Origin of the sequence: Parageobacillus thermantarcticus (assembly GCF_900111865.1) — a bacterium.
Taxonomy (GTDB): Bacteria; Bacillota; Bacilli; order Bacillales; family Anoxybacillaceae; genus Parageobacillus; species Parageobacillus thermantarcticus.
On record NZ_FOJS01000016.1, the window covers coordinates 31880 to 53511 of the forward strand.

The following is a 21632-nucleotide window of genomic DNA, read 5'->3' on the forward strand; positions in this document are numbered from 1 at the left end:
CGATCATATCTGTTTGTTTGGTGCATACACTTGTACAAAAGAGCAAAAGGGATGGAGATTACATGAAGCTATGGAAACTAATTGCACTGTTTCTTGCAGCGATGACGGTGTTTTTTTCATGTATTCCGGATCAGGTGAAGGCAGTGGGTGGAGTGAGTGCACAAAGCGCGATTTTAATGGAACAGCATTCGGGGCGCGTATTGTTTGAAAAAGACGCGCATACGAAGCGGCGCATTGCCAGCATTACCAAAATTATGACGGCGATTTTAGCGATCGAATCAGGAAAAATGGATGATACGGTGACAGTAAGCGCCCGCGCTGTCCGTGCAGAAGGTTCGTCGATTTATTTAAAGGAAGGGGAAAAAATAAAGCTTCGTGATCTCGTCTACGGGCTGATGCTTCGTTCAGGAAACGACGCGGCGGTGGCGATTGCCGAACATGTTGGCGGCAGTGTCGAAGGGTTTGTGTTTTTAATGAATCAAAAAGCGGCGGAAATCGGCATGCGCAATACCGAGTTTGCCAATCCGCACGGATTAGATGATGCGGAAAACCATTATTCTACGGCTTACGACATGGCGCTGCTTATGCAATATGCGATGAAAAATAAAGAATTTCGAAAAATTTCCGGAACGAAAGTGTATCGTGCACCTAATCCCGGAGAAAAATGGGATCGGGTCTGGCGGAATAAAAATAAGCTGCTGACGAATTTATATGAATATTGCACAGGAGGAAAAACCGGCTATACAAAACGGGCGAAACGAACGCTTGTGACGACCGCTTCCAAAGGCGGTCTCGATTTAATCGCGGTGACATTGGACGCACCCGATGATTGGAACGATCATATTGCCATGTACGAATACGGTTTTCAACATTATATCATTGCCAAAGTGGACCGAAAACGCATGGTAAAAAAAATTCGCGATCCCTTTTACCGCGAAAACATTCAAGCAAGCCGCGCTTTGCGGTATCCTGTGACTGAAGAAGAAATGAAAGATTTGCGTGTAAAAATTCATCTTCTCCGTCCGGACAAGGAGTGGAAGAAAGACGAAAGCCGCATTCCGTCGATCGTTGGAAAAGCGATGCTTTACTTGGGGGAAAAAGCGGTCGATGAAGTTCCGCTTTTGTATAAAAAGAGTACAAGCAAGGGGGAACGTCCGATTTGGAACGCATTTCATTTTTTAGGTGTGGGAAACGATGGTTAATCTTATTTGGGTAGCGATGGCCGTTGTTGGCATCGCTTTTGCGATGATGAGCGGCACGATGAATAAAGTGAATGAAGCGATTTTTCAAAGCGCGAAAGAAGCGGTCACCATCAGCATCGGCATGATCAGCATTTTGGTGTTTTGGCTTGGATTGATGAAAATCGCCGAAGAAGCCGGTCTTCTCAAGAGGCTTGCCGCTTTGTTCAAACCGCTTGTCCGCCGCCTCTTTCCAGAAGTGCCGCCAAACCATCCCGCGCTTGGCTATATCGTTTCCAACATGGTTGCCAATATGTTTGGGCTTGGAAGCGCTGCAACCCCAATGGGGATTAAGGCGATGGAAGAATTAAAAAAGCTTAATAGCCATCAAGAGGAAGCAAGCCGTTCGATGATCACGTTTTTAGCGATCAATACATCAAGCATCACCCTTATTCCGGCGACGGTTATTTCGATTCGCATGACATACGGGTCGGCAGCGCCCGGAGAAATTATCGGCACGACGCTTGTCGCTTCGACGATTTCAACGATTGGCGCGGTCTGTATTGATCGTTATTATTATTGGAAGAGAACGCGGAAAGGCGGGAAGCGGTAATGGCGTTCATTCAGCTCCTTTCTACTTGGCTTATTCCAATCACCATCGCGTTTATTCTTTTATATGGAACCGTAAAAAAGGTGCCAACTTATGAAGCGTTTGTCGAAGGTGGGAAAGAAGGCATTCAAATCGCCTTTTCCGTTATTCCGTACTTAGTCGGCATGCTTGTTTCGATTTCGATTTTTCGCGCGTCAGGTGCGTTAGATTACATAATGAATGGAATCAAGCCGATTGCTGATGCGATTGGCCTTCCGGCGGAGGTGGTGCCACTGGCGGTGGTGCGCACGATTTCCGGCACCGCCGCGCTTGGCATGACGACCGATTTGATCGCTACATATGGGCCGGATTCGTTCATTGGCAGGCTCGCGTCCACGATACAAGGCAGTACGGAAACGACATTGTATGTGTTAACCGTTTATTTCGGCGCGGTTGGCATCAAAAAGATGGGAGATGCGTTGAAAGTCGGGATTTTAGCGGATATTCTCAGCTTTATCGTTTCCTTTTTTATTGTGCTGCTTATCTTTGGAAGATAATCCGCCTATCGTTAGGCGGCTTTTTTTATTTTTATCGTTTTTTATCGGCATAGTTTTATATTTGTCGAAAAAAGGCGAGTATGATAAAAATAGTGAGAGAGTATGCTTGTATCTTTTGAAGTGAAAGAGTAAGATGATGAAAGAGGTGAAACAGTGATGGAACGTTTGCAAAAAGTGATTGCCCGTGCCGGAATTGCATCAAGGCGGAAAGCAGAACAACTTATATTACAAGGAAAAGTAAAGGTAAACGGGAAAGTCGTTACTGAACTTGGCGTGAAAGTCAGTCCGCGCGATAAAGTGGAAGTAGATGGAATACCGGTAGAAAAAGAGGAGCCGGTATATTATCTTTTTTATAAGCCGCGCGGGGTGATTTCGAGCGTAAAAGACGATAAAGGTCGGAAAGTCGTCACCGATTTTTTTAAAGATGTCGATAAACGCATTTACCCAATTGGCCGTCTCGATTATGATACGTCAGGAATTCTTTTGCTCACCAACGATGGGGATTTTGCCAATTTGTTAATGCATCCTCGTTATGAAATCGAAAAAGTATATATCGCAAAAGTGAAAAAAATTCCGACGTTCAAGCAATTAAAACAGCTCGAAAAAGGAATTATGCTCGAAGACGGCATGACCGCGCCGGCAAAAGTAAAGATGCTTTCGCACAATAAACAAAAACAAACAGCGATTATTGAAATTCGCATTCATGAAGGACGAAACCGCCAAGTGCGCCGCATGTTTGAGGCAATTGGCTGCAATGTGATGAAATTGAAGCGGGAGCGATACGCTTTTCTCGATTTGAAAGGGTTAAATCCCGGCGAATATCGCGAACTTACGCCGCATGAAGTAAAACAGTTGCGCGCGCTCGCGTTATCGGGTGGCGGAAAATAAAACGGTTACATTGTCACATAACGTTCATATAATGCCAATTTGTACGATAAAAAACACTGTTATAATGGAAAATGGGATACTACGATTTTAAGGGGTTTGAAAAATGAAAAAACAACAGCGGCTTGTTATGAGAACGGTGATTTTGTTACTGTTATTGGCGGCGGTTGGATACACGATTTATTCCAATTTTTTCACAGAAAAAGCAAGGGTAAAAGTTGGCTCAACGGCACCGGATTTTGTTTTGACCGATTTAAGCGGAAAACAACATCGTCTTTCCGACTATCGCGGCAAAGGAGTGTTTTTGAACTTCTGGGGCACGTGGTGCAAGCCGTGCGAAAAGGAAATGCCGTACATCAACCGGCAATATAGCACATATAAAAAGCAAGGTGTTGAAGTGTTGGCAGTGAACGTTGGCGAGACAAAGTTAAGTGTGCAAAAGTTTGTCGACCGTTTTGGCTTGACGTTTCCAGTCATGATCGACCGGGAAGATCAAGTGATGAACGCCTACGATGTCGATCGACTGCCGGCGACGTTTTTGATTGATAAAAACGGCAAAGTGAAAAAAATTATCACTGGAACGATGACAGAGGAAATGGTCAAGCAGTATATGGAAAGCATTAAACCGTAAGGAGTTTTGCGAAATGGAACATGTCAAATGCGAATGCGGTCATGTGAATCCGCATGGGACTGCTTTTTGCGAATCATGCGGAAAACCGCTTGAAGAAAACACGGAGAAAAAGCTTTTGGACATGCGTTATGAAGGAAGCGCGCGCCGTTCGCAAACGTATAATAAAACGATCGTGGATAAAATTTGGGCGTTTTTTTCTTCCGTCAAAGTAGGGGTAGCGCTGATCGTTATTACGCTCATTGCTTCGGCAATCGGAACGATTTTCCCACAGGAAATGTATATCCCGCCGAACGTTAGTCCTGCTGAATATTACGCTGATCAATACGGATGGGCGGGAAAACTGTATTATAAGCTCGGATTTAATAATTTGTACGGGTCATGGTGGTATATGCTCCTGATTGCGTCGATCGGCGTATCGCTTGTCATTTGCAGCTTAGACCGCGTGATCCCGCTCTATCGCGCTTTGAAAAAACAAGGCGTCACAAGACATCCGAATTTTTTGCGGCGGCAGCGGTTATTTAGCACTTCGAGAGTCGCTGATGTCGATGATGTGTTCAAACAAGTGAAAGAGAAATTGGCGCAGCGCCGCTACCATATTCGCGAAGAAAACGGCAATATTTTGGCGGAAAAAGGCCGTTTTTCCCGCTGGGGTCCGTATGTCAACCATATCGGATTAATTATTTTCTTAATTGGTGCAATGCTTCGCTTCGTTCCCGGAATGTATGTCGATGAAGTCCTGTGGATTCGCGAAGGGGAAACGAAAGAAATCCCTGGGACGCATGGAAAATATTTCTTAAAGAACGAAAAATTCATTTTTGAAACATATGAAAAAGGAAAGGAAAATGAAGTGTTTAATGCGGCGATTGATCGCGTCGGTAGCGGTACGGTTGCAAAAAATTACCAAACGAACGTCGTGCTTTATAAACGCGTCGGTCCGGTTGTCGCTGGCGCAGAACCGAAGCTGAAAAAAATAAAAGAGTATAAGATTCGCGTCAATGAACCGTTAAAATATGACCATTATGCGTTGTACCAAGTCGACTTTAAACAAAACGAGCCGTATAAAATGGCGTTTCAATTAATGGATAAAACGTCGAAAAAATCGTTTGGCACTGTCGTCATCGATTTGCATAACCCAAAACCTTCCTATAACCTTGGCAACGGTTATCGGGTCGAGTTATTAAGTTATTTTCCGGATTTTTATTTTGATGAGGATGGGAATCCGTCTACAAAATCAAAAGTTCCAAACAATCCGGCGTTCGTGTTTAAAATGCTTACCCCGGACAAGCCAAAAGGGGAAGTGAGCTTTGTCGCCATTCAACAGACGATTGAGCCGTTTGGCAATAATAAATATAAAATGGCATTTGCTGGATTGGAAACGAGAAATGTGTCAGGGCTTACAGTGCGCCGCGATTTTACGCTTTGGATTTTAGGCGTTGGCGGAGCGATATTTATGATTGGGGTCGTCCAAGGAATGTATTGGAACCATCGCCGCATCTGGCTGCAGCGCGTCAATGGCGAAGTATGGCTTGCTGCGCATACGAACAAAAACTGGTTCGGGCTAAAAAATGAAATTCGCCGTGTCATTGAAGGAACGGGATTAGCGATGCCGATCGATCAAGCGGAAGAAGAGAAAAAAGCAGCGCAAGGGGGGCAAGCGCATGGCGCAACTAAGTAGCACGTTGTTGTATATCGCGTTTATTCTTTATTTGATCGGGACGTTTTTTTTCGGCGGAGCGATTCGCGATAAAAAAGGAAAAGAGAAAAAAGAAAAAGATCGGTGGGCGCAGCTTGGCATTATGACAACGATCATCGGGTTTGTTTCGCAGCTTGGCTACTTTATTACAAGATGGATCGCAGCGGGGCACGCGCCGGTCAGCAATTTGTTTGAATTTACGACGTTTTTTGGGATGATGCTTGTCGCTGCTTTTATCGTGATTTATTTTATTTATAAAATAAGTATTCTTGGTTTGTTTACATTGCCGGTCGCATTGTTAGTGATCGCTTACGCCAGCATGTTTCCGCGTGAGATTACTCCGCTGATTCCGGCATTGCAAAGCGATTGGCTGCACATCCATGTAACTACCGCCGCGGCGGGAGAAGCGATTTTAGCTGTCAGCTTTGCCGCTGGTCTCATTTATTTAGTTCGTGTCGTCGATCAGTCTAAGCCGAGCAAACGCACATTCTGGCTGGAAGTCGTCATGTTCTGCTTAATTACAACGCTCGGCTTTGTGCTTGTATCGACGTCATTCAACCTTGCGGATTATGAAGCAAAATTTACATGGGTTGACAAAAACGAGCAAAAATCGGAAGTCGTTTATAACATGCCGGCATTAGTCGGCCCTCATGAAGGAAAGTTGGTGAAGGAAAGCGCCGACCGTTTTGAACCGTTCGTTTACATGCCGGCGATCATCAACGCGAAAAAATTAAATACCGTTATTTGGTCGTTCATCGGGGGCACGGTTTTATATGTGTTGCTCCGTCTTGTGTTGCGGAAGCGGGTCGCCGCCGCTTTGCAGCCGCTTGTCAAAAACGTCAACTTGGATTTAACGGATGAAATCAGCTATCGCGCTGTCGCGATCGGATTCCCGGTATTTACGCTTGGAGCGCTTATTTTCGCGATGATTTGGGCGCAAATTGCGTGGACACGTTTTTGGGGATGGGATCCAAAAGAAGTGTGGGCGCTGATTACATGGCTGTTTTACGCCGCGTTTTTGCATCTTCGCTTGTCGAAAGGATGGCACGGCGAAAAATCGGCATGGCTTGCGGTCATTGGTTTTGCGATCATCATGTTTAATTTAGTGGCGGTGAACTTAGTGATCGCCGGGCTGCATTCCTACGCCGGAACATGATGAATAGATGAATGGCTTTGCACAAAAGGATGCCCCATTGGCGGGGGCATCCTTATTTTACGATAAAGTAGATAAATGACATTCATTTTTGTACAATAGTGAACAAGGGAGGATGTTCTTATGGATAAACAAGTAAAGATTTTAGTCGTGGATGACGAAGAACGAATTCGGCGCTTGTTGAAAATGTATTTGGAGCGCGAAAATTATATCATTGATGAAGCCGATAACGGCGATGACGCCCTCAAAAAAGCGCTCGAAAACGACTATGATGTGATTTTGCTTGACCTCATGCTGCCGGGGAGGGACGGCATTGAGGTATGCAAAGAAATTCGCGAAAAGAAAGCAACGCCGATTATTATGCTGACGGCCAAAGGGGAAGAATCAAACCGCGTCCAAGGCTTTGAGGCGGGGACGGACGACTATATTGTCAAGCCGTTTAGCCCGCGCGAAGTCGTATTGCGCGTGAAGGCGCTGTTGCGGCGCGCGGCAAATACGATGTATGTCTTTGCTGATACGACCGCGAAAGACGTGCTCGTTTTTCCGCATTTAACGATTGATAACGACGCCCATCGCGTAACGGTTGACGGTCAGGAAGTGAATTTGACTCCGAAAGAATACGAACTGCTTTTATTTTTGGCAAAATCTCCAGATAAAGTATTTGATCGCGAACAGTTGCTAAAGGAAGTATGGCATTACGAATTTTTCGGCGATTTGCGCACAGTGGACACTCATATTAAGCGGTTGCGCGAAAAGTTAAACAAAGTCTCGCCGACGGCGGCAAAAATGATTGTAACCGTCTGGGGAGTTGGCTATAAATTTGAGGTAGTGAATGACTAATGTGGCTTTTTCGTAGCGTTGTTGGGAAATTATGGTTCACGATATTATTGCTCGTTTCCTGCGTGTTATTTGTCCTTACAGTCCTTTTGTTGAAATTTTTTGAAAATTATTATGTGCAAGAAGCGGAAAAAGAATTGACGCAGCTTGCGACAAAAGTATCGGAAGTCATGCGCGACTACGAAGATGAAAAGCTGGCTCGTTCGATCGCATGGACGCTTGTTGATCATACGTCCAAAGCGGTCATTATTTTCGATTCCTCACATTACTGGTATTCGCCAACAAACGATGAATTGCGCGATTTGCCGTTATCACTGATTGAACAAGATAAAGATTTGCGAAAAGTATTTACGGAAGGAAAAAGCGTAAAAAAGAAAACGTATTTGCCGAACGTGCAAACTGGCAAAAGCCAATATAGCGATGTGATTATTGTCGGCGTGCCGCTTGAGATGGCGGATGGAAAACGGGGCGGAGTATTTATTTACCAATCGTTGCGAGCCATTGAAGATACGACAAAGCAAACGAAAAAATTGATTTTTCTTGCCGCGTTTATCGCCATCGTGTTGACGACGTTTTTCGCTTTTTTCTTATCGACTCGGATTACCGCGCCTTTGCGAAAAATGCGGCAAGCGGCGTTTGAAGTGGCGCGCGGCAAATTTGATACAAAAGTGCCGATTTTAACGCACGATGAAATCGGCGAATTGGCGATGGCGTTCAACCAGATGGGCAGACGGCTGCAATTTAACATTAATGCGCTGAACCAGGAAAAAGAGCAGCTGGCAAGCATTTTAAGCAGCATGGCCGACGGCGTCATCACCTTTAACCGCGATGGCGAAATATTAATTACAAATCCGCCTGCGGAGCGGTTTTTGCAAGCATGGTATTTTGAACAAGGAAACGATGCGGAAACAATCGCGCCGCTGCCTCCGCAAGCAAAAGAGCTATTTATTCGCGTTGTCCGTGAAGAAAAGGAACAATCGATCGAATTGTCGCTGCAAGGACGGACATGGGTGATTTTAATGACGCCGCTTTATAGCAAAACGACCGTACGTGGAGCGGTGGCGGTGTTGCGCGATATGACGGAGGAACGCCGCTTGGATAAACTCCGCAAAGATTTTATCGCCAACGTTTCCCATGAACTGCGCACGCCGATCGCGATGCTTCAAGGGTACAGTGAAGCGATTATTGATGATATTGCCGCAACCGATGAAGAAAAGAAAGAGATGGCGAAAGTCATTTACGATGAATCGTTGCGCATGGGCCGCCTTGTCAACGACTTGTTAGATTTGGCGCGCATGGAAGCAGGTCACATTACGTTAAATTACGAAACCGTTCAGCTCGTCCCATATATCGGACGGATTATTCGCAAATTCCAAGGGTTAGCAAAAGAAAAGCAAATTGATTTGTCGGCGGAGTTTAAAGATGAGGATATCCAAATTGCGATTGACCCAGACCGGATTGAGCAAGTTTTGACGAATTTAATTGATAACGCGATTCGTCATACGGATAAAAACGGAATGGTCAAGATTATTGTCGAACGAAGCGGAGACGGCGTCACGATTCATGTGCAAGATTCCGGCTCCGGCATCCCAGAAGAAGATTTGCCGTTTGTGTTTGAACGCTTCTACAAAGCGGATAAGGCGCGTACGCGCGGCCGCTCGGGAACGGGATTGGGCCTTGCGATCGCGAAAAATATCGTGGAGGCGCATAAAGGGACGATTTCCGTCCATAGCAAACTTCATGAAGGAACGACATTTACGTTTTACTTGCCAAACGGCCCGCAAGAAACGTAAAACGCCCCTTGCCTAAACAGCAGGGGGGCTGTTTTTTAAACGCACAATGAAAAGAAAGAACGGCGGCATGTTTGGGGAGCATGCTGTATCATTGCGATTTCCATTGAAAAGGGGGAGATAGGATTGCTTTCGTCGTTTTTTAGGCATATTCACAAGCTGTTTGAGACGGTGGAGAAAAAGGAAAGCGAAGCGATGTTTACTGCTGCTAAAAAAGTGGTTGAGATAGGGAAGAGCCGCCAATTTGGTTAAGCGGAAACATTCCGGAAGGAAAAGAACATAACCAAAAACTGATTCAACAATATAAAGAACGGATCCCTTTTCTTGACGAAAAAATATATAGTGGTCTAGACAACTAGATAACAGGATGTTAATATAATAATAGAAAGAAGGTGTAATCTTGTGAAACGATGGCTGTTGAAAAATGCTACGATTTATGCGGAAACAGGAAAAATCGGGCAAGGATATGTGTTAACAGAAGGAGATAAAGTGATTGAAGTAGGACCAATGTCATCATGTCCGAATTTCATTGAAGCGGAGGTGGTGGAACTTCACCCAAGTTTCACGGTAATACCGGGGTTTATTGATATCCATATTCATGGTGCAGCAGGGGCGGATGTAATGGATGCAACAAACGAAGCGTTGCGCACGATGGCGGAAGCGCTGCCAAAGGAAGGCACAACCAGTTTTTTAGCGACGACGATGACCGCACCGATTGATCATATTGAACGCGCCGTTGAAAATGTTGCGCAATATATACATCGCAACAATCTTCCTGGGAAAGCGGAGGTGCTTGGCATCCATTTGGAAGGACCGTTTATTTCCCCAAAACGCGCGGGGGCGCAGCATCCAAACAATATTATCGAACCGAATATCGAGTTGTTTCAAAAGTGGCAGAACATTGCGAATGGGCATATACGGCTTGTTACGCTGGCGCCGGAAGAAAATAATGGATTAGCGCTCACAGCATACTTAAAAAAAACTGGGGTGATCGCTTCCATCGGCCATTCCGATGCGGTTTACGAACAAGTAAAAGCAGCGATTGACGCAGGGGTAAAGCATGCCACTCACCTATTTAACGGCATGCGCGGCGTTCATCATCGCGAGCCGGGAGTTGCCGGAGCGGTTCTTATGCATGATGAAGTTGTATGTGAACTAATTGCCGATGGAATTCATGTCGCGCCGGAAATGGTTCGCTTTGCGTATAAAATGAAAGGCTGCGAAGGCCTCATATTAATTACGGACGCGATGCGCGCAAAATGTCTCGACGCTGGCATATATGAACTTGGTGGCCAAGAAGTCATCGTTCAAGGAGAAAAAGCGACATTGCGGAACGGCACGCTAGCCGGAAGCATTTTAAAATTAGGCGACGCGGCGAAAAACGCCATGTCTTTTACCGGCTGTACACTGGAAGACGTTATACGCATGGCCAGCTGGAATCCGGCAAAGCAATTAGGCGTTTTAGATAGAAAAGGAAGCATCCGCGCCGGCAAAGATGCTGATCTTGTCGTATTAGACGAACATCATCAAGTTGTGATGACGATATGCCGCGGCAAACTTGCATATGCAAAATAGAAAAGGTGGGACGGACGGCAATGAAACTAATCGAAGCGGCAAACTACGAAGAAATGAGCGAAAAAGCGGCTGACATCATTATTTCTCAGGTAAAAGAAAAACCTAATTCCGTTCTTGGCCTTGCCACAGGATCGACAATGCTAGGCGTATACAAGCAATTAGTTGAAGATCATCGGCAAAACGGAACATCGTATCGAAACGTTCGCACAGTCAATTTGGATGAATATATTGGCTTGTCGCCCGATCACCCGAACAGCTATCGCTACTATATGAATCAACATTTGTTTGCCCATATCGACATCCCGCTTTCACAAACATATATTCCAAACGGAACAAGTGACGATGTGGAAGCGGAATGCCAGCGCTATGAACGGCTTATTGAGAGTTTGGGAGGAATTGACTTGCAAATTTTGGGGATTGGAAGAAACGGGCATATCGGCTTTAACGAGCCAGGGACGCCTTTTTCAGTTCCGACGCACGTCGTTGAGCTAACTCCGTCAACACGGCAAGCGAATGCCCGCTTTTTCCCATCTTTCGAAGATGTGCCGCACCAAGCGATCACAATGGGGATCGCGACGATTATGAAAAGCCGGCATATATTGCTGTTAGCGTCGGGAACGGAGAAAGCGGCAACGATGGCGAAGCTGTTCGAAGGAACCGTGACAACAGATGTACCGGCATCGGTGCTTCATACCCATCCAAATGTCACGGTGATTGCCGACCAAGAGGCGTTGTCGCTTGTGCCAGATGAAAAACGAAAGGTGTATGGAAAATGATTAACAAACATTCACCGCTTCCTATCTATTACCAATTAGAGCAAGGGATTAAAGAAATGATCGAAAAAGGACAGCTCAAGCCGGGGGAAATGATTCCGTCCGAGCGGGAGCTAGCGGAGACATACGACATCAGCCGAATGACGGTTCGGCAAGCGATCAATAATTTGGTGAATGATGGATATTTAGTAAGAAAACGAGGAAAGGGAACGTTTGTTGCCGCGACAAAAATCGAACAGCCGTTAAAAGGACTAACAAGTTTTTCAGAAGATATGCGCGCGCGCGGCATGGAACCTGGGACGAAGGTGCTCGACTTCAACATTGTCCCCGCCAGCGCGGCGTTGGCTCAGCTGTTGGACGTGCGCGAAGGTGCGGATCTTTATGAAATTCGCCGCGTTCGCCTTGCCGACGGATTGCCGATGGCGCTGGAAACATCCTATATTCCATGCTCGATTGTCCCAGATTTAACGCGTGAAATTGTAAGCGGTTCCGTCTATGAGTTTATTGAAAAAGACGTTGGTTTATCGATTCGTTCCGCCGTGCAGGTGCTGGAGGCATCGGTTGCCCGGAAAATGGAGGCGGAGCTGCTGCAGGTAAAAGAAGGAGCGCCTGTATTGCTCTTGCAGCGCAGAAGCTATTTGGACGACGGCAGGCCGTTAGAAGTCGTCAAATCGGTTTACCGCGGCGATCGCTATAAATTTACGATTGAGATGGAACGATCAAAATAGGATAGTGACAGAACAATCAACTCAAGGTTTAGATTTTTTATTCCATGATGAAACTTGCTGCCTTTTTGTTGCGTATGCTTTTGTAGAGGAAATAGAAAGGGGAAATTCATATGTTTTCCGTATCTTCAACTTGTTCTGTTTGTGGAAAGCCGATTGAAAAAAATGAACCTATTTATGTGCGCATGAGATACCCTTCGTACAGAGGAATGGTAGAAATCACTGCTTTCCTCAAGCAGGAAGGTACCATTATTTGCGAGGGATGTTTCTCGCAAAAGAATGATCATAAAAAATGAAAGGAGCTATACTACGAATCATTTTTTGGCGGATTTTAAAGCGGTAAATGAACTCGTGTTTCAATGGCTCGCCGACGCAAAAACAATATACAGTAAGAGACTTTGGTTTTGTGTTTGAGCGCTATATTAAACAATTAAGTTGATCGCCGCCTAGCATCAGGCGGCTTTTTGTCTGTTTGTAAGCGACGTCTTATTTTTTTATTGCAAAACCTTTTCTCTTCCATTAACATTATAACTGTCCATTGTTCGACAATTTTATACAGCAGCGGCAAGGTGCCAATGGAGCGGTTCGCTCTTCATGGCTTAATAGGGAATCTGGTGAAAATCCAGAACTGTCCCCGCAACTGTAAATGCGGACGAAATGAGATCACCACTGTACGGTGGAATGGCAAGCGCCGTTTGCCGTATGGGAAGGCTCAAAGTAGGATGAAGCATGAGTCAGTAGACCTGCCTTGTTCGCTTACGGTTTCCTAATCTTCGGGGGGTGAGATGAGGAAACGGCAACGGTGGCTGTCTTCGTGTGTGCATGATTGCCGTTTCTCGCTCATTCCGCGTTAGGAATGAGTTTTTTATTTTTTACATAAAGAAGGGGGAACAAAAGATGAGAAGATGGAAAACGTATGTGATGCTGCTTGTTTTTGCGCTGTCATTCGGCCTCTTGTTTGGCTGTGGCGGGGAAAACGCAAGCAAAGAGCCTGCGAAAAAAGAGGAGCCGAAAGCGGAGCAAGCGGCGTTTCCGGTAACGGTGAAAGATGGATCAGGGGAAGAAGTGACAATTAAGTCGGAACCGCAAAAAATCGTTTCTTTAATCCCAAGCAATACGGAAATCGCCTATGCGTTAGGATTAGGCGATAAAATCGTTGGCGTCAGCGATTTTGACAACTATCCGGAAGATGTGAAAAAGAAGGAAAAAATCGGCGGAATGGAGTTTAATGTGGAAAAAATCATTTCGCTGAAGCCAGATTTAGTGCTTGCCCATGCGTCAAGCGCGCATAATTCCAAAGATGGGCTTCAGCAATTAAAAGACGCGGGCATTACCGTGCTAGTTGTCAATGATGCAAAATCGTTTGCCGATGTATACGATTCGATCGAATTGATTGGCAAAGCGACGGGAACTGCCGACAAAGCGGAAGACATCATCAACAATATGAAAACAAAATTGGAAAAGATAAAAGAAAAAGCAAAACAAATAAAAGCGGAAGATCAACTGAAAGTATGGGTGGAAGTATCGCCGCCGCCGCAAATTTATACTGCCGGAAAAGGGACGTTTATGGATGAGATGCTTCAAGCGATTTCCGCGAAAAATGTCGCCGGCAATTTAGAAGGATGGCTGATGGTTACGGAAGAAAAAGCGGTCGCGTACAAGCCGGACGTCATTATTACGACATACGGCGGAGCGAAGCAAGTATTGAACCGTCCTGCTTGGAAAGATGTCCCGGCGGTGAAAAACAAACGGGTGTATGATGTGAATACAGATTTAGTAAGCCGGCCGGGCCCACGCTTGATCGAAGGAGTAGAGGAACTTGCAAAAGCAATTTATCCGAATATTTTCCAATGAGATATGGATGTACGCAGTCGCAATAACGGTCGTTATTATTTCGCTCTTGCTTGGGATATCGATAGGCTCTCTATCGATTCCCTTTTCTGCTATTATAAAGATCTTTTTATCAAAATCGTTTGGGGTAACATTGCCGGATGATATTCCTAGCGACTTTGTGCAAATTGTGATGGCGATCCGCCTTCCCCGCGTGGTTTTGGCGTTTTTTGTAGGCGCTTCGCTTGCGGTCGCGGGAGCGGCGTTTCAAGGATTATTGAAAAACGCGCTTGCCGACCCGTATACGCTCGGCGTGTCGTCAGGTGCTTCCGTCGGCGCGGTTTTCGTCATTTTTTTCGGCATTCAATTGCCGCTGTTTGGCACATTTACGCTTCCCATTGTCAGCATTGTCTTTGGCCTCGCGACGCTTGTGCTTGTTCTTTTGTTTACGCGGGCAGTGGAACGAAAAATGTCCGTAGAAACGATCATTTTAGTTGGCATTATGTTTGGGGCGTTTTTCAGCGCGCTTATTTCCTTGATGATCGCGCTGACCGGGGAGGAATTGCGGCAAATTATTGCATGGCTGATGGGAAGCGTGGCGATGCGCGGCTGGAAATATACGATGATGCTACTTCCGTTTTTTCTCGTCGGGGTAATGTTGTTGCTTTTCAATGCGCGCGAACTGAACGCCTTCGCTTTTGGAGAGGCGGCCGCTATGCATATCGGGGTCGATGTGGCGAAGCGAAAAGTGATGGTTTTAACCGGCGCTTCGCTGTTAACTGGCGCGGCGGTATCCGTTTCCGGAACGATCGGCTTTGTCGGGTTGGTCGTTCCCCATATGGTTCGCCTTGTTTGCGGTCCGAACTATCGCCTCCTTTTGCCGCTTTCCTTATTGTATGGCGGCGCGTTTCTCGTCCTTACTGATTTGTTAGCGCGCACGATTATTTCGCCGCGAGAATTGCCAATTGGCGTGATTACGTCATTGATTGGCGCTCCTTTATTTGCTTTGCTATTTTTTCGAAGAATGAGAAGAAAGACGTGATGCATGTGCTTGAAGTGAACAACGTATCTTACCGCTATCAGCGCAATCAAGTTTTGCATGATGTGACGTTTACCGTAACAGAAGGAGAAATATTTGGCATTTTAGGACCGAATGGAAGCGGGAAAACGACGTTATTGAAATTATTAAGCAAAGAGTTGCCGTTACAAAGCGGCAGTATTGTAGTCAACGGTCGACCGCTTCGCTCTTTTTCGCAAAAAGAATGGGCGCGCTTTGCCGCGGTGCTTCCGCAAATAACGGATGCGGCGTTCGGATATACGGTAAAAGAAACGGTGGAACTTGGACGATACGCCCATCAAAACGGCCTATTTCCAACATGGACGGAAGAAGATGAACAAGCGGTGAAAACGGCCATCGAAGAAGTAGGGTTGACGGAAAAGGTAGAAGAAGGAATTGACCGTTTGAGCGGGGGAGAGCGCCAGCGCGTTTATTTAGCGAGGGCGCTTGCGCAGCAGCCCCGGCTTTTGCTGCTAGACGAGCCGACGAATCATATGGACATTACCCAGCAAATAAAGCTGTTGGACCAGCTTGTCCGCTGGGCGAAAGAAAAAGCGCTAACCATCGTTGCCATTTTTCATGATATTAATATCGCCAGTTTATATTGTGACAGGCTTTTAATGCTCAAACGTGGAGAGGTAGTCGCGCTAGGGACACCGGAAGAACTGATGGAGCCTGAACGGTTAAATTCGGTATTCCAAGCGCAGGTAAGCAGGCAAGCACACCCGACCGTCTCTAAACCGCTTATGGCGTTTTTGCGGAAATGGGAGTTCCCCATTTTACAGCACGGCGGACTGCGTGAACGATTCACGTGGACAACGATGAAGGATTGCATCGCCATCACTGCATCCGCCCCGCTCAAAGTGTTATCATCGGCGCTTATCGGATCAGGATTTCAATGGGCGACCCATTTTGTCAACCGCCAAGTTCCAAAAGATTATGATTGCGAAGATGCGGAAACGGAGATGAAACATTATTTACGGCGTCACGGCTTTCCCGTCCAACAAACGATTGGAATGATGACCGCTGTTTCGATCGAGGATGCCGTCTGCATGTATGAAAATGGCGATGCGTTTTCTGTGTGGGCCGTCGTGACCGCCGGAGTAGGAAACGCTGTTGATGCCGCACAGGCATGGAAACGAGCGCATTTCGATCAAAAAATCGGCACGATCAACATCATGGTGTTCATTGACGGAATTTTAACGGAGGCGGCTTACGTGCAAGCAATAATGACGGCGACGGAAGCGAAAACAAAAGCGCTATATGATGAAAAAATTATCGATTCGGAGACAAACACATATGCAACAGGAACATCGACGGATTGTATTGCAGTTGCTGCAACGCAAACGGGAGTAACCTTTCCATATGCTGGAACGATCACGCCGCTTGGGAAAGCGATAGGGCGCACCGTTTATGAAGCGACCAAAAAAGCGTTGCGCCGCTATCAACAACGGAGGGAATCATCGTGAGCCATCTTTTCGCGATTGCGTTGGCGCTGCTTCTTGATTTGCTGCTTGGTGACCCTCGGTGGCTTCCGCATCCCGTGCGCGCGATCGGGTCATTGATCGCTTTTTTCGATCAACGGCTGAATCGAGGGCGGCATCGGCGTGCAAAAGGAATTGCTGCTGCCGTGGCCGTAACGGGAATTGTTTACGCTTTGTCGTTTTTTGTTGTGTATATTAGTTATTCGCTTTCCTCGCTGTTTGGCGTTATCGTCGAAGCGGTTCTTATTTTTACGGCGATCGCCACGAAAAGTTTGCAGGAAGCGGCTTGGAATGTGCTCATTCCTTTAGAACAAGGAGACATGGAAAAGGCGCGTCGCGAATTAAGCATGATTGTCGGCAGGGATACAGAAAATTTGGACGAAGCGGAAATGGTGCGCGCCTGTGTCGAAACGGTGGCGGAAAATACGAGTGACGGCATTACCGCGCCGTTGTTTTACGCTTTCATCGGCGGAGCGCCATTGGCGCTTTTTTACCGGGCAGTGAACACGTGTGATTCGATGCTCGGCTATAAAAATGACACGTATCGCGAATTTGGCTGGGCGTCCGCGCGTTTGGACGATGTGGTGAATTATGTGCCGGCTCGTCTTACGGCGATCGTGATGATATTTGTCCATGGCGGAAAGCGAATGCGTCATTGCTTTCGGGTGCTTTTTCGCGATGCCCGCAAGCATCCAAGCCCGAACAGCGGATGGCCGGAGGCGGCGATGGCGGCGCTTCTTGGCGTGCAGCTTGGCGGAACGAATACGTATAAAGGAATCGTTTCACACCGGCCGACGATCGGCGATCGGCTCGTTCCGCTGAAAAAAGATCATATTCGCCAAGCGGTGCGGATTATGCTCGTGACCGTTTTATCGTTTGCGATATTGCTTTTGATAGGGGGGATGATAGTTGAATTTGCCAGCACATGGGGCAAATCCACGGCAATTGTATAAGCAGCTTGGGATCCCGGTTCCGGAAACGTACGTCGATTTTAGCGTCAACACAAATCCATATGTACTGCCGCTGTCGCTTTGGCCAGAACAAGCCGATTTTTGCCGCTGGGCGATGGAATATCCGGACCCGAACGCTGTGCAATTGGTCGATTTCTTGGCGCGCGCCGAAGGGATTGCCCCTGAGCGAATTTTAATCGCCAATGGCGCTTCGGAATGCATTTATTTGCTAGGACAGTTATTTTCGCAAAAGCGGATTGGCATCGCGGAACCGGCGTTTTCTGAATATCGCCGCGCTTGTGAAGCGCACGGTTGCAAGATCGTTTCGCTTGTCTCGAATGAGGAAGGCAACTGGAAATATAAGCGAAGTGAGTTAACTATGCTACTAGAGAAGGTCGACGTTTTCTTTTTATGCCATCCAAATAATCCGACAGGAACGGTCATGGCCGAAGAGGAATTGTATGAATTGCTGATGGCAGCGGAAAAGGCGAAAACGTTTGTCGTCATCGATGAAGCGTTTTACCATTTTTGGGAGGATGGATTTACCGCATTGCAGTGGCTTGATCGCTTTTCCCATCTGATCGTTTTGCGGTCATTAACGAAAATTCACCATTTGGCGGGGGCACGCATCGGCTATATGGTTGCCAATGAGGAGATCATTGCGCAAGTAAAAGCGCTGCAGCCGCCATGGAGCGTAAGCAAGGTTGCCCAGCAGCTAGCGTTGCATTTTTTGCCGCTAAACGAGTTTGTCGCGCGGACAAAACGGATGATTGCCGCTGAACGAGAGCGGATAACGTCGATTTTGCGGGAATATGGATATTACGTTTCACCATCCGTCGTCAATTTTTATTTATTGCGGCTGCCAAACCGTTCCACCGAAGCGCTGTTTTATCATTTATTGCGGGAAGGGATTGTGCCGCGCCATACAATGAATTTTCGCGGTCTTGACGGCAAGTATTTGCGCTTGGCGGTGAAAACGAAGGAAGAAAACGACCGATTGTTGCACGCGCTAAGGCGGTGGGCGCGATGATCGTGTTTATTAGCGGCGGCGTCCGGAGCGGGAAAAGCCGAATTGCCGAAACTTATGTGCAAAAATTGGCGGCGCCCGGAAGCCAAGTTCATTATATCGCAACGGCACGGGCGTCTGATGACGAAATGAAACAGCGGATTGCTCATCACCAAAAGCGGCGGCAAAAACAAACAGTGAAATGGGCGACATGGGAGCAGCCGGTGCGGCTCGACAAACTTATTCCTGTTTTTACAAAAAATGACGTCGTCTTGCTTGATTGTGTAACGAACTGGCTTGCCAATGAATTGTTTGCCGATGAAAGCTGGCAAAAGGAAACGGTTTGTTTTCGAAAGGCAAGGCAAATGTGGGCGACGTTGCAGCAATTAGAGAACGCGAGCAGAGCGCTGATTATTGTTTCCAATGAATTGTTTTCCGGAGGGGTGCCGGACGATTTAGGGACATATCATTTTATGAAAACGCTCGGTTGGCTTCATCAACAAATTGTCACCAACGCACAAGTTGCCATTTTAGTACAAAATGGCATCGCTGTTGTAAAAAAAGGAGAATCATGTTTATGAAAGCGGTTTGGAGCGGATTTTTATTATCTGTTCAATTTTTGACGGTGATTCCGATTCGAAAGCAAATTGATTGGAACGATGCGACAGCACGCTGGTCTGTCCGCACGTTTCCGCTTGTCGGCGCATTGATTGGCAGTGTCGAAGCGCTTACATATTTCGTTTTTTCTTCCTTTTCTTCGGTTTCACCGTTGTTTCTTGCGCTTTTTCTCCTGTGGCTATCTATTTGGCTTGCGGGCGGATTGCACGCCGATGGCTGGATGGACGTAAGCGACGCGTTTTTTTCGTATCGGGATATAAAGCGTCGGCAAGAAATTATGAGCGATTCGCGCGTCGGGGCGTTTGCCGTATTATCCATTTTATGTTTGCTTTCATTTCGCTTTTTATTCATGTTTGAAACAATATGCTCCCACCTTGACGTGTTTCTCATTGCCGCCATCCCGCTGCTTTCGCGAATCGCGATGACATGGCTGCTTATTTATGGCAAACCCGCGAAGCAAACCGGCATGGCCGCAGCCTTTCGCGAACATATCGATCGCCGTGACGCGTATGTGGCGATGGCGATCGGCGGCTCCCTGCTTGCGTGTGTATGCATCGCGGCCGTTTCTGTTTTCGAAACGGTTGTTTTGCTTGTTGGTGGAACGATGTTTGCCGCTTTGGTCGCGCGTTTGTTTTTCGAAAAGCAATTTGGCGGCATTACTGGCGATACGCTTGGAGCGTTTGTCGAGGGGGTGGAAACGTGGCTATGGTTGATGATTTGGCTATTACGTTAATTCGTCACGGGATGACGCCGGAAAATAAAGAAAAGCGATATATCGGACACATGGACGTACCGCTTGCCGAAGAGGAAAAAACGCGGCTTCTCCAAGCAGACTTGTCGCTTTTTAAGCCTGTCGATTTGCTTGTGTCGAGCGATTTGCTCCGCTGTAAGGAGACGCGCGAGCTTTTATTTCAAAACTATGACGGTGATAAATATGAAATAGCGCAATGGCGGGAAATCCATTTTGGCGATTGGGAAGGAAAAACGTTTTTCGAGTTGAAAGAAATAAAAGAGTACCGACAATGGTTGAGTTCGCCGCTAGTGATGGCGCCGCCAAACGGAGAAAGCTACAAAGCTTTTTGCCAGCGGGTGGAAGAAGCGCTTGAACAAACGATACTGCTTGCCGAGCAAGCAAATGCCAAGCATGTCGCTGTCATCACGCATGGTGGCCCGATTCGTTACGTCTTAGAACGCTACGCTCCGCAAGAGCGGCCGTTTTGGGAATGGATCGTGCCGTTTGGCGGCGGATTTACTTTGCAATCGACGTTCGAGAGATGGAAGGAGAAAAAACGATGCATTTCATTGTCGGAGGCGCTTTTCAAGGAAAACGAAAGTGGGTGCGCGCTTACTACCGAATAGGAGAACGGAAAGATGTCGTTTGGTATAACGGATATGAGCGCGAATATGGCGAGCCAGATGCGAATATACTCGAACGAATCGTCGTGTTGGAAGGATTGGAAGCGGCGATTCGCCGCATTCCAGATGTAACGTATTGGAAACAGATGTTTCAACGGCGGCGTGAGTGGGAACAGCAAGGTGCCGGACGAACGGTTGTGTGGATTGGCACCGACATTACGCAAGGGGTTGTTCCAGTAGAAAAAGAGGAACGATTATGGCGTGACGTAACCGGCTGGTGCTATCAGCAACTGGCGCAGCTTTGCGACCGCGTTGACCGCATTTGGTGCGGATTGGCAGAACGAATGAAATAAGGGGGAGAAAACGATATGAGGCTATATACGAGAACAGGCGATAAAGGGAAAACGAACTTGATCGGCGGACGTGTCGACAAGGACCATCTGCGCGTGGAAGCGTATGGCACGCTAGATGAAGTAAATTCGTTTGTCGGGCAGGCGCTGGCGCTGTTAGATAAGGAAAAATTTCCAGATATTTGTGCGGAATTGCAGAAAATTCAACATGAATTATTTGACTGCGGCGGCGATTTGGCAATTGCAAATGGAAAGCTTCCGTACAAAGTAACAGAGGAGATGGTGACGTTTTTAGAAACGCGCATCGATGAATATGTCAAAGAAGCGCCGCCGCTGGAAAAATTTATTTTGCCCGGCGGCTCCCCGGCTGCGGCGGCGCTTCATGTCGCCCGTACGGTAACAAGAAGGGCGGAACGGTGCATCGTTTCGTTAAGCAAAGCGGAGCCGATAAATGAAATCGTGTTGCAATACGTGAATCGTTTGTCTGATTACTTTTTTGCGGTCGCCCGCGTCATCAACGCGCGTTTCGGAGTAAAAGACGTCGAATATGAACGGAGCGCGATCGTGTTTCGCGACAAGGAAGAGAAAAAATAAA

24 protein-coding genes and 1 riboswitch are annotated in these 21632 nt (G+C 46.9%); all 24 genes read left to right on the plus strand.

The window, feature by feature from the left end; all coding sequences use genetic code 11:
* The first annotated feature begins 62 nt into the window (after nucleotides 1–62).
* The 24 genes from BM278_RS09570 to BM278_RS09685 all read left to right on the plus strand — a co-directional run bounded on the left by BM278_RS09570 (nucleotide 63) and on the right by BM278_RS09685 (nucleotide 21631).
* Nucleotides 63–1202 carry a D-alanyl-D-alanine carboxypeptidase family protein gene (locus tag BM278_RS09570; RefSeq protein WP_090949277.1) on the plus strand — a complete coding sequence of 380 codons (1140 nt, stop codon included), beginning with the start codon at nucleotides 63–65 and terminating at the stop codon, nucleotides 1200–1202.
* Nucleotides 1195–1791 carry a nucleoside recognition domain-containing protein gene (locus tag BM278_RS09575; protein WP_090949279.1) on the plus strand — a complete coding sequence of 199 codons (597 nt, stop codon included), beginning with the start codon at nucleotides 1195–1197 and terminating at the stop codon, nucleotides 1789–1791. The genes BM278_RS09570 and BM278_RS09575 overlap by 8 nt, the downstream gene beginning before the upstream one ends.
* Nucleotides 1791–2324 carry a spore maturation protein gene (locus tag BM278_RS09580; protein ID WP_090949280.1) on the plus strand — a complete coding sequence of 178 codons (534 nt, stop codon included), beginning with the start codon at nucleotides 1791–1793 and terminating at the stop codon, nucleotides 2322–2324. Before BM278_RS09575 ends, BM278_RS09580 begins: the two co-directional genes overlap by 1 nt.
* Before the next feature lie 156 nt (nucleotides 2325–2480).
* Nucleotides 2481–3212: a pseudouridine synthase gene (locus BM278_RS09585; protein WP_090949282.1), complete on the plus strand. Its 732-nt coding sequence runs from the start codon at nucleotides 2481–2483 to the stop codon at nucleotides 3210–3212.
* A gap of 103 nt (nucleotides 3213–3315) precedes the next feature.
* Nucleotides 3316–3840: a thiol-disulfide oxidoreductase ResA gene (gene resA, locus BM278_RS09590; protein WP_090949283.1), complete on the plus strand. Its 525-nt coding sequence runs from the start codon at nucleotides 3316–3318 to the stop codon at nucleotides 3838–3840.
* A gap of 13 nt (nucleotides 3841–3853) precedes the next feature.
* Complete coding sequence (locus tag BM278_RS09595; protein ID WP_090949285.1) at nucleotides 3854–5515, plus strand: cytochrome c biogenesis ResB family protein; 1662 nt, start codon at nucleotides 3854–3856, stop codon at nucleotides 5513–5515.
* Nucleotides 5499–6689 carry a c-type cytochrome biogenesis protein CcsB gene (gene ccsB, locus BM278_RS09600; RefSeq protein ID WP_090949286.1) on the plus strand — a complete coding sequence of 397 codons (1191 nt, stop codon included), beginning with the start codon at nucleotides 5499–5501 and terminating at the stop codon, nucleotides 6687–6689. Before BM278_RS09595 ends, ccsB begins: the two co-directional genes overlap by 17 nt.
* Nucleotides 6690–6809: 120 nt before the next feature.
* Nucleotides 6810–7526 carry a response regulator transcription factor gene (locus BM278_RS09605; protein ID WP_090949288.1) on the plus strand — a complete coding sequence of 239 codons (717 nt, stop codon included), beginning with the start codon at nucleotides 6810–6812 and terminating at the stop codon, nucleotides 7524–7526.
* A complete protein-coding gene (locus tag BM278_RS09610; RefSeq protein WP_090949290.1) occupies nucleotides 7526–9316 on the plus strand; it encodes an ATP-binding protein in 1791 nt (596 codons plus the stop codon). The genes BM278_RS09605 and BM278_RS09610 overlap by 1 nt, the downstream gene beginning before the upstream one ends.
* Nucleotides 9317–9439: 123 nt before the next feature.
* Nucleotides 9440–9565 carry a hypothetical protein gene (locus BM278_RS19475; RefSeq protein WP_279625758.1) on the plus strand — a complete coding sequence of 42 codons (126 nt, stop codon included), beginning with the start codon at nucleotides 9440–9442 and terminating at the stop codon, nucleotides 9563–9565.
* Nucleotides 9566–9715: 150 nt separating this feature from the next.
* Complete coding sequence (gene nagA / locus BM278_RS09615) at nucleotides 9716–10888, plus strand: N-acetylglucosamine-6-phosphate deacetylase (protein ID WP_090949292.1); 1173 nt, start codon at nucleotides 9716–9718, stop codon at nucleotides 10886–10888.
* A 20-nt stretch (nucleotides 10889–10908) separates the two neighbouring features.
* The gene (gene nagB / locus BM278_RS09620) at nucleotides 10909–11664 is read left to right on the plus strand and encodes a glucosamine-6-phosphate deaminase (RefSeq protein WP_090949294.1); all 756 of its coding nucleotides are present in this window, start codon (nucleotides 10909–10911) and stop codon (nucleotides 11662–11664) included.
* A complete protein-coding gene (locus BM278_RS09625) occupies nucleotides 11661–12389 on the plus strand; it encodes a GntR family transcriptional regulator (RefSeq protein WP_090949295.1) in 729 nt (242 codons plus the stop codon). Before nagB ends, BM278_RS09625 begins: the two co-directional genes overlap by 4 nt.
* 340 nt (nucleotides 12390–12729) lie before the next feature.
* Nucleotides 12730–12825, plus strand: a complete 96-nt coding sequence (locus tag BM278_RS19585; RefSeq protein WP_341871188.1) for a YvbH-like oligomerization domain-containing protein — start codon at nucleotides 12730–12732, stop codon at nucleotides 12823–12825.
* 111 nt (nucleotides 12826–12936) lie between these two features.
* A riboswitch (cobalamin riboswitch) is annotated at nucleotides 12937–13151 on the plus strand.
* Between the two features lie 132 nt (nucleotides 13152–13283).
* Nucleotides 13284–14240 (plus strand): ABC transporter substrate-binding protein, encoded by a 957-nt coding sequence (locus BM278_RS09640; RefSeq protein WP_090949298.1) that lies wholly within the window; start codon nucleotides 13284–13286, stop codon nucleotides 14238–14240.
* Nucleotides 14206–15258 carry a FecCD family ABC transporter permease gene (locus BM278_RS09645; protein ID WP_090949300.1) on the plus strand — a complete coding sequence of 351 codons (1053 nt, stop codon included), beginning with the start codon at nucleotides 14206–14208 and terminating at the stop codon, nucleotides 15256–15258. Before BM278_RS09640 ends, BM278_RS09645 begins: the two co-directional genes overlap by 35 nt.
* Nucleotides 15258–16742, plus strand: a complete 1485-nt coding sequence (locus tag BM278_RS09650; RefSeq protein WP_090949301.1) for an adenosylcobinamide amidohydrolase — start codon at nucleotides 15258–15260, stop codon at nucleotides 16740–16742. Before BM278_RS09645 ends, BM278_RS09650 begins: the two co-directional genes overlap by 1 nt.
* Nucleotides 16739–17710 (plus strand): adenosylcobinamide-phosphate synthase CbiB, encoded by a 972-nt coding sequence (gene cbiB / locus BM278_RS09655; RefSeq protein WP_090949302.1) that lies wholly within the window; start codon nucleotides 16739–16741, stop codon nucleotides 17708–17710. The genes BM278_RS09650 and cbiB overlap by 4 nt, the downstream gene beginning before the upstream one ends.
* Nucleotides 17667–18737 (plus strand): threonine-phosphate decarboxylase CobD, encoded by a 1071-nt coding sequence (gene cobD, locus BM278_RS09660; RefSeq protein WP_090949304.1) that lies wholly within the window; start codon nucleotides 17667–17669, stop codon nucleotides 18735–18737. Before cbiB ends, cobD begins: the two co-directional genes overlap by 44 nt.
* The gene (locus BM278_RS09665) at nucleotides 18734–19294 is read left to right on the plus strand and encodes a bifunctional adenosylcobinamide kinase/adenosylcobinamide-phosphate guanylyltransferase (protein ID WP_090949306.1); all 561 of its coding nucleotides are present in this window, start codon (nucleotides 18734–18736) and stop codon (nucleotides 19292–19294) included. The genes cobD and BM278_RS09665 overlap by 4 nt, the downstream gene beginning before the upstream one ends.
* Nucleotides 19291–20064: an adenosylcobinamide-GDP ribazoletransferase gene (cobS, locus tag BM278_RS09670; RefSeq protein ID WP_090949307.1), complete on the plus strand. Its 774-nt coding sequence runs from the start codon at nucleotides 19291–19293 to the stop codon at nucleotides 20062–20064. The genes BM278_RS09665 and cobS overlap by 4 nt, the downstream gene beginning before the upstream one ends.
* The gene (locus tag BM278_RS09675) at nucleotides 20037–20690 is read left to right on the plus strand and encodes a histidine phosphatase family protein (RefSeq protein WP_090949332.1); all 654 of its coding nucleotides are present in this window, start codon (nucleotides 20037–20039) and stop codon (nucleotides 20688–20690) included. Before cobS ends, BM278_RS09675 begins: the two co-directional genes overlap by 28 nt.
* A complete protein-coding gene (locus BM278_RS09680) occupies nucleotides 20624–21040 on the plus strand; it encodes a bifunctional adenosylcobinamide kinase/adenosylcobinamide-phosphate guanylyltransferase (protein ID WP_090949309.1) in 417 nt (138 codons plus the stop codon). The genes BM278_RS09675 and BM278_RS09680 overlap by 67 nt, the downstream gene beginning before the upstream one ends.
* Nucleotides 21041–21055: 15 nt before the next feature.
* Nucleotides 21056–21631 carry a cob(I)yrinic acid a,c-diamide adenosyltransferase gene (locus BM278_RS09685; protein ID WP_090949312.1) on the plus strand — a complete coding sequence of 192 codons (576 nt, stop codon included), beginning with the start codon at nucleotides 21056–21058 and terminating at the stop codon, nucleotides 21629–21631.
* The last annotated feature ends 1 nt before the right edge of the window (nucleotide 21632 follow it).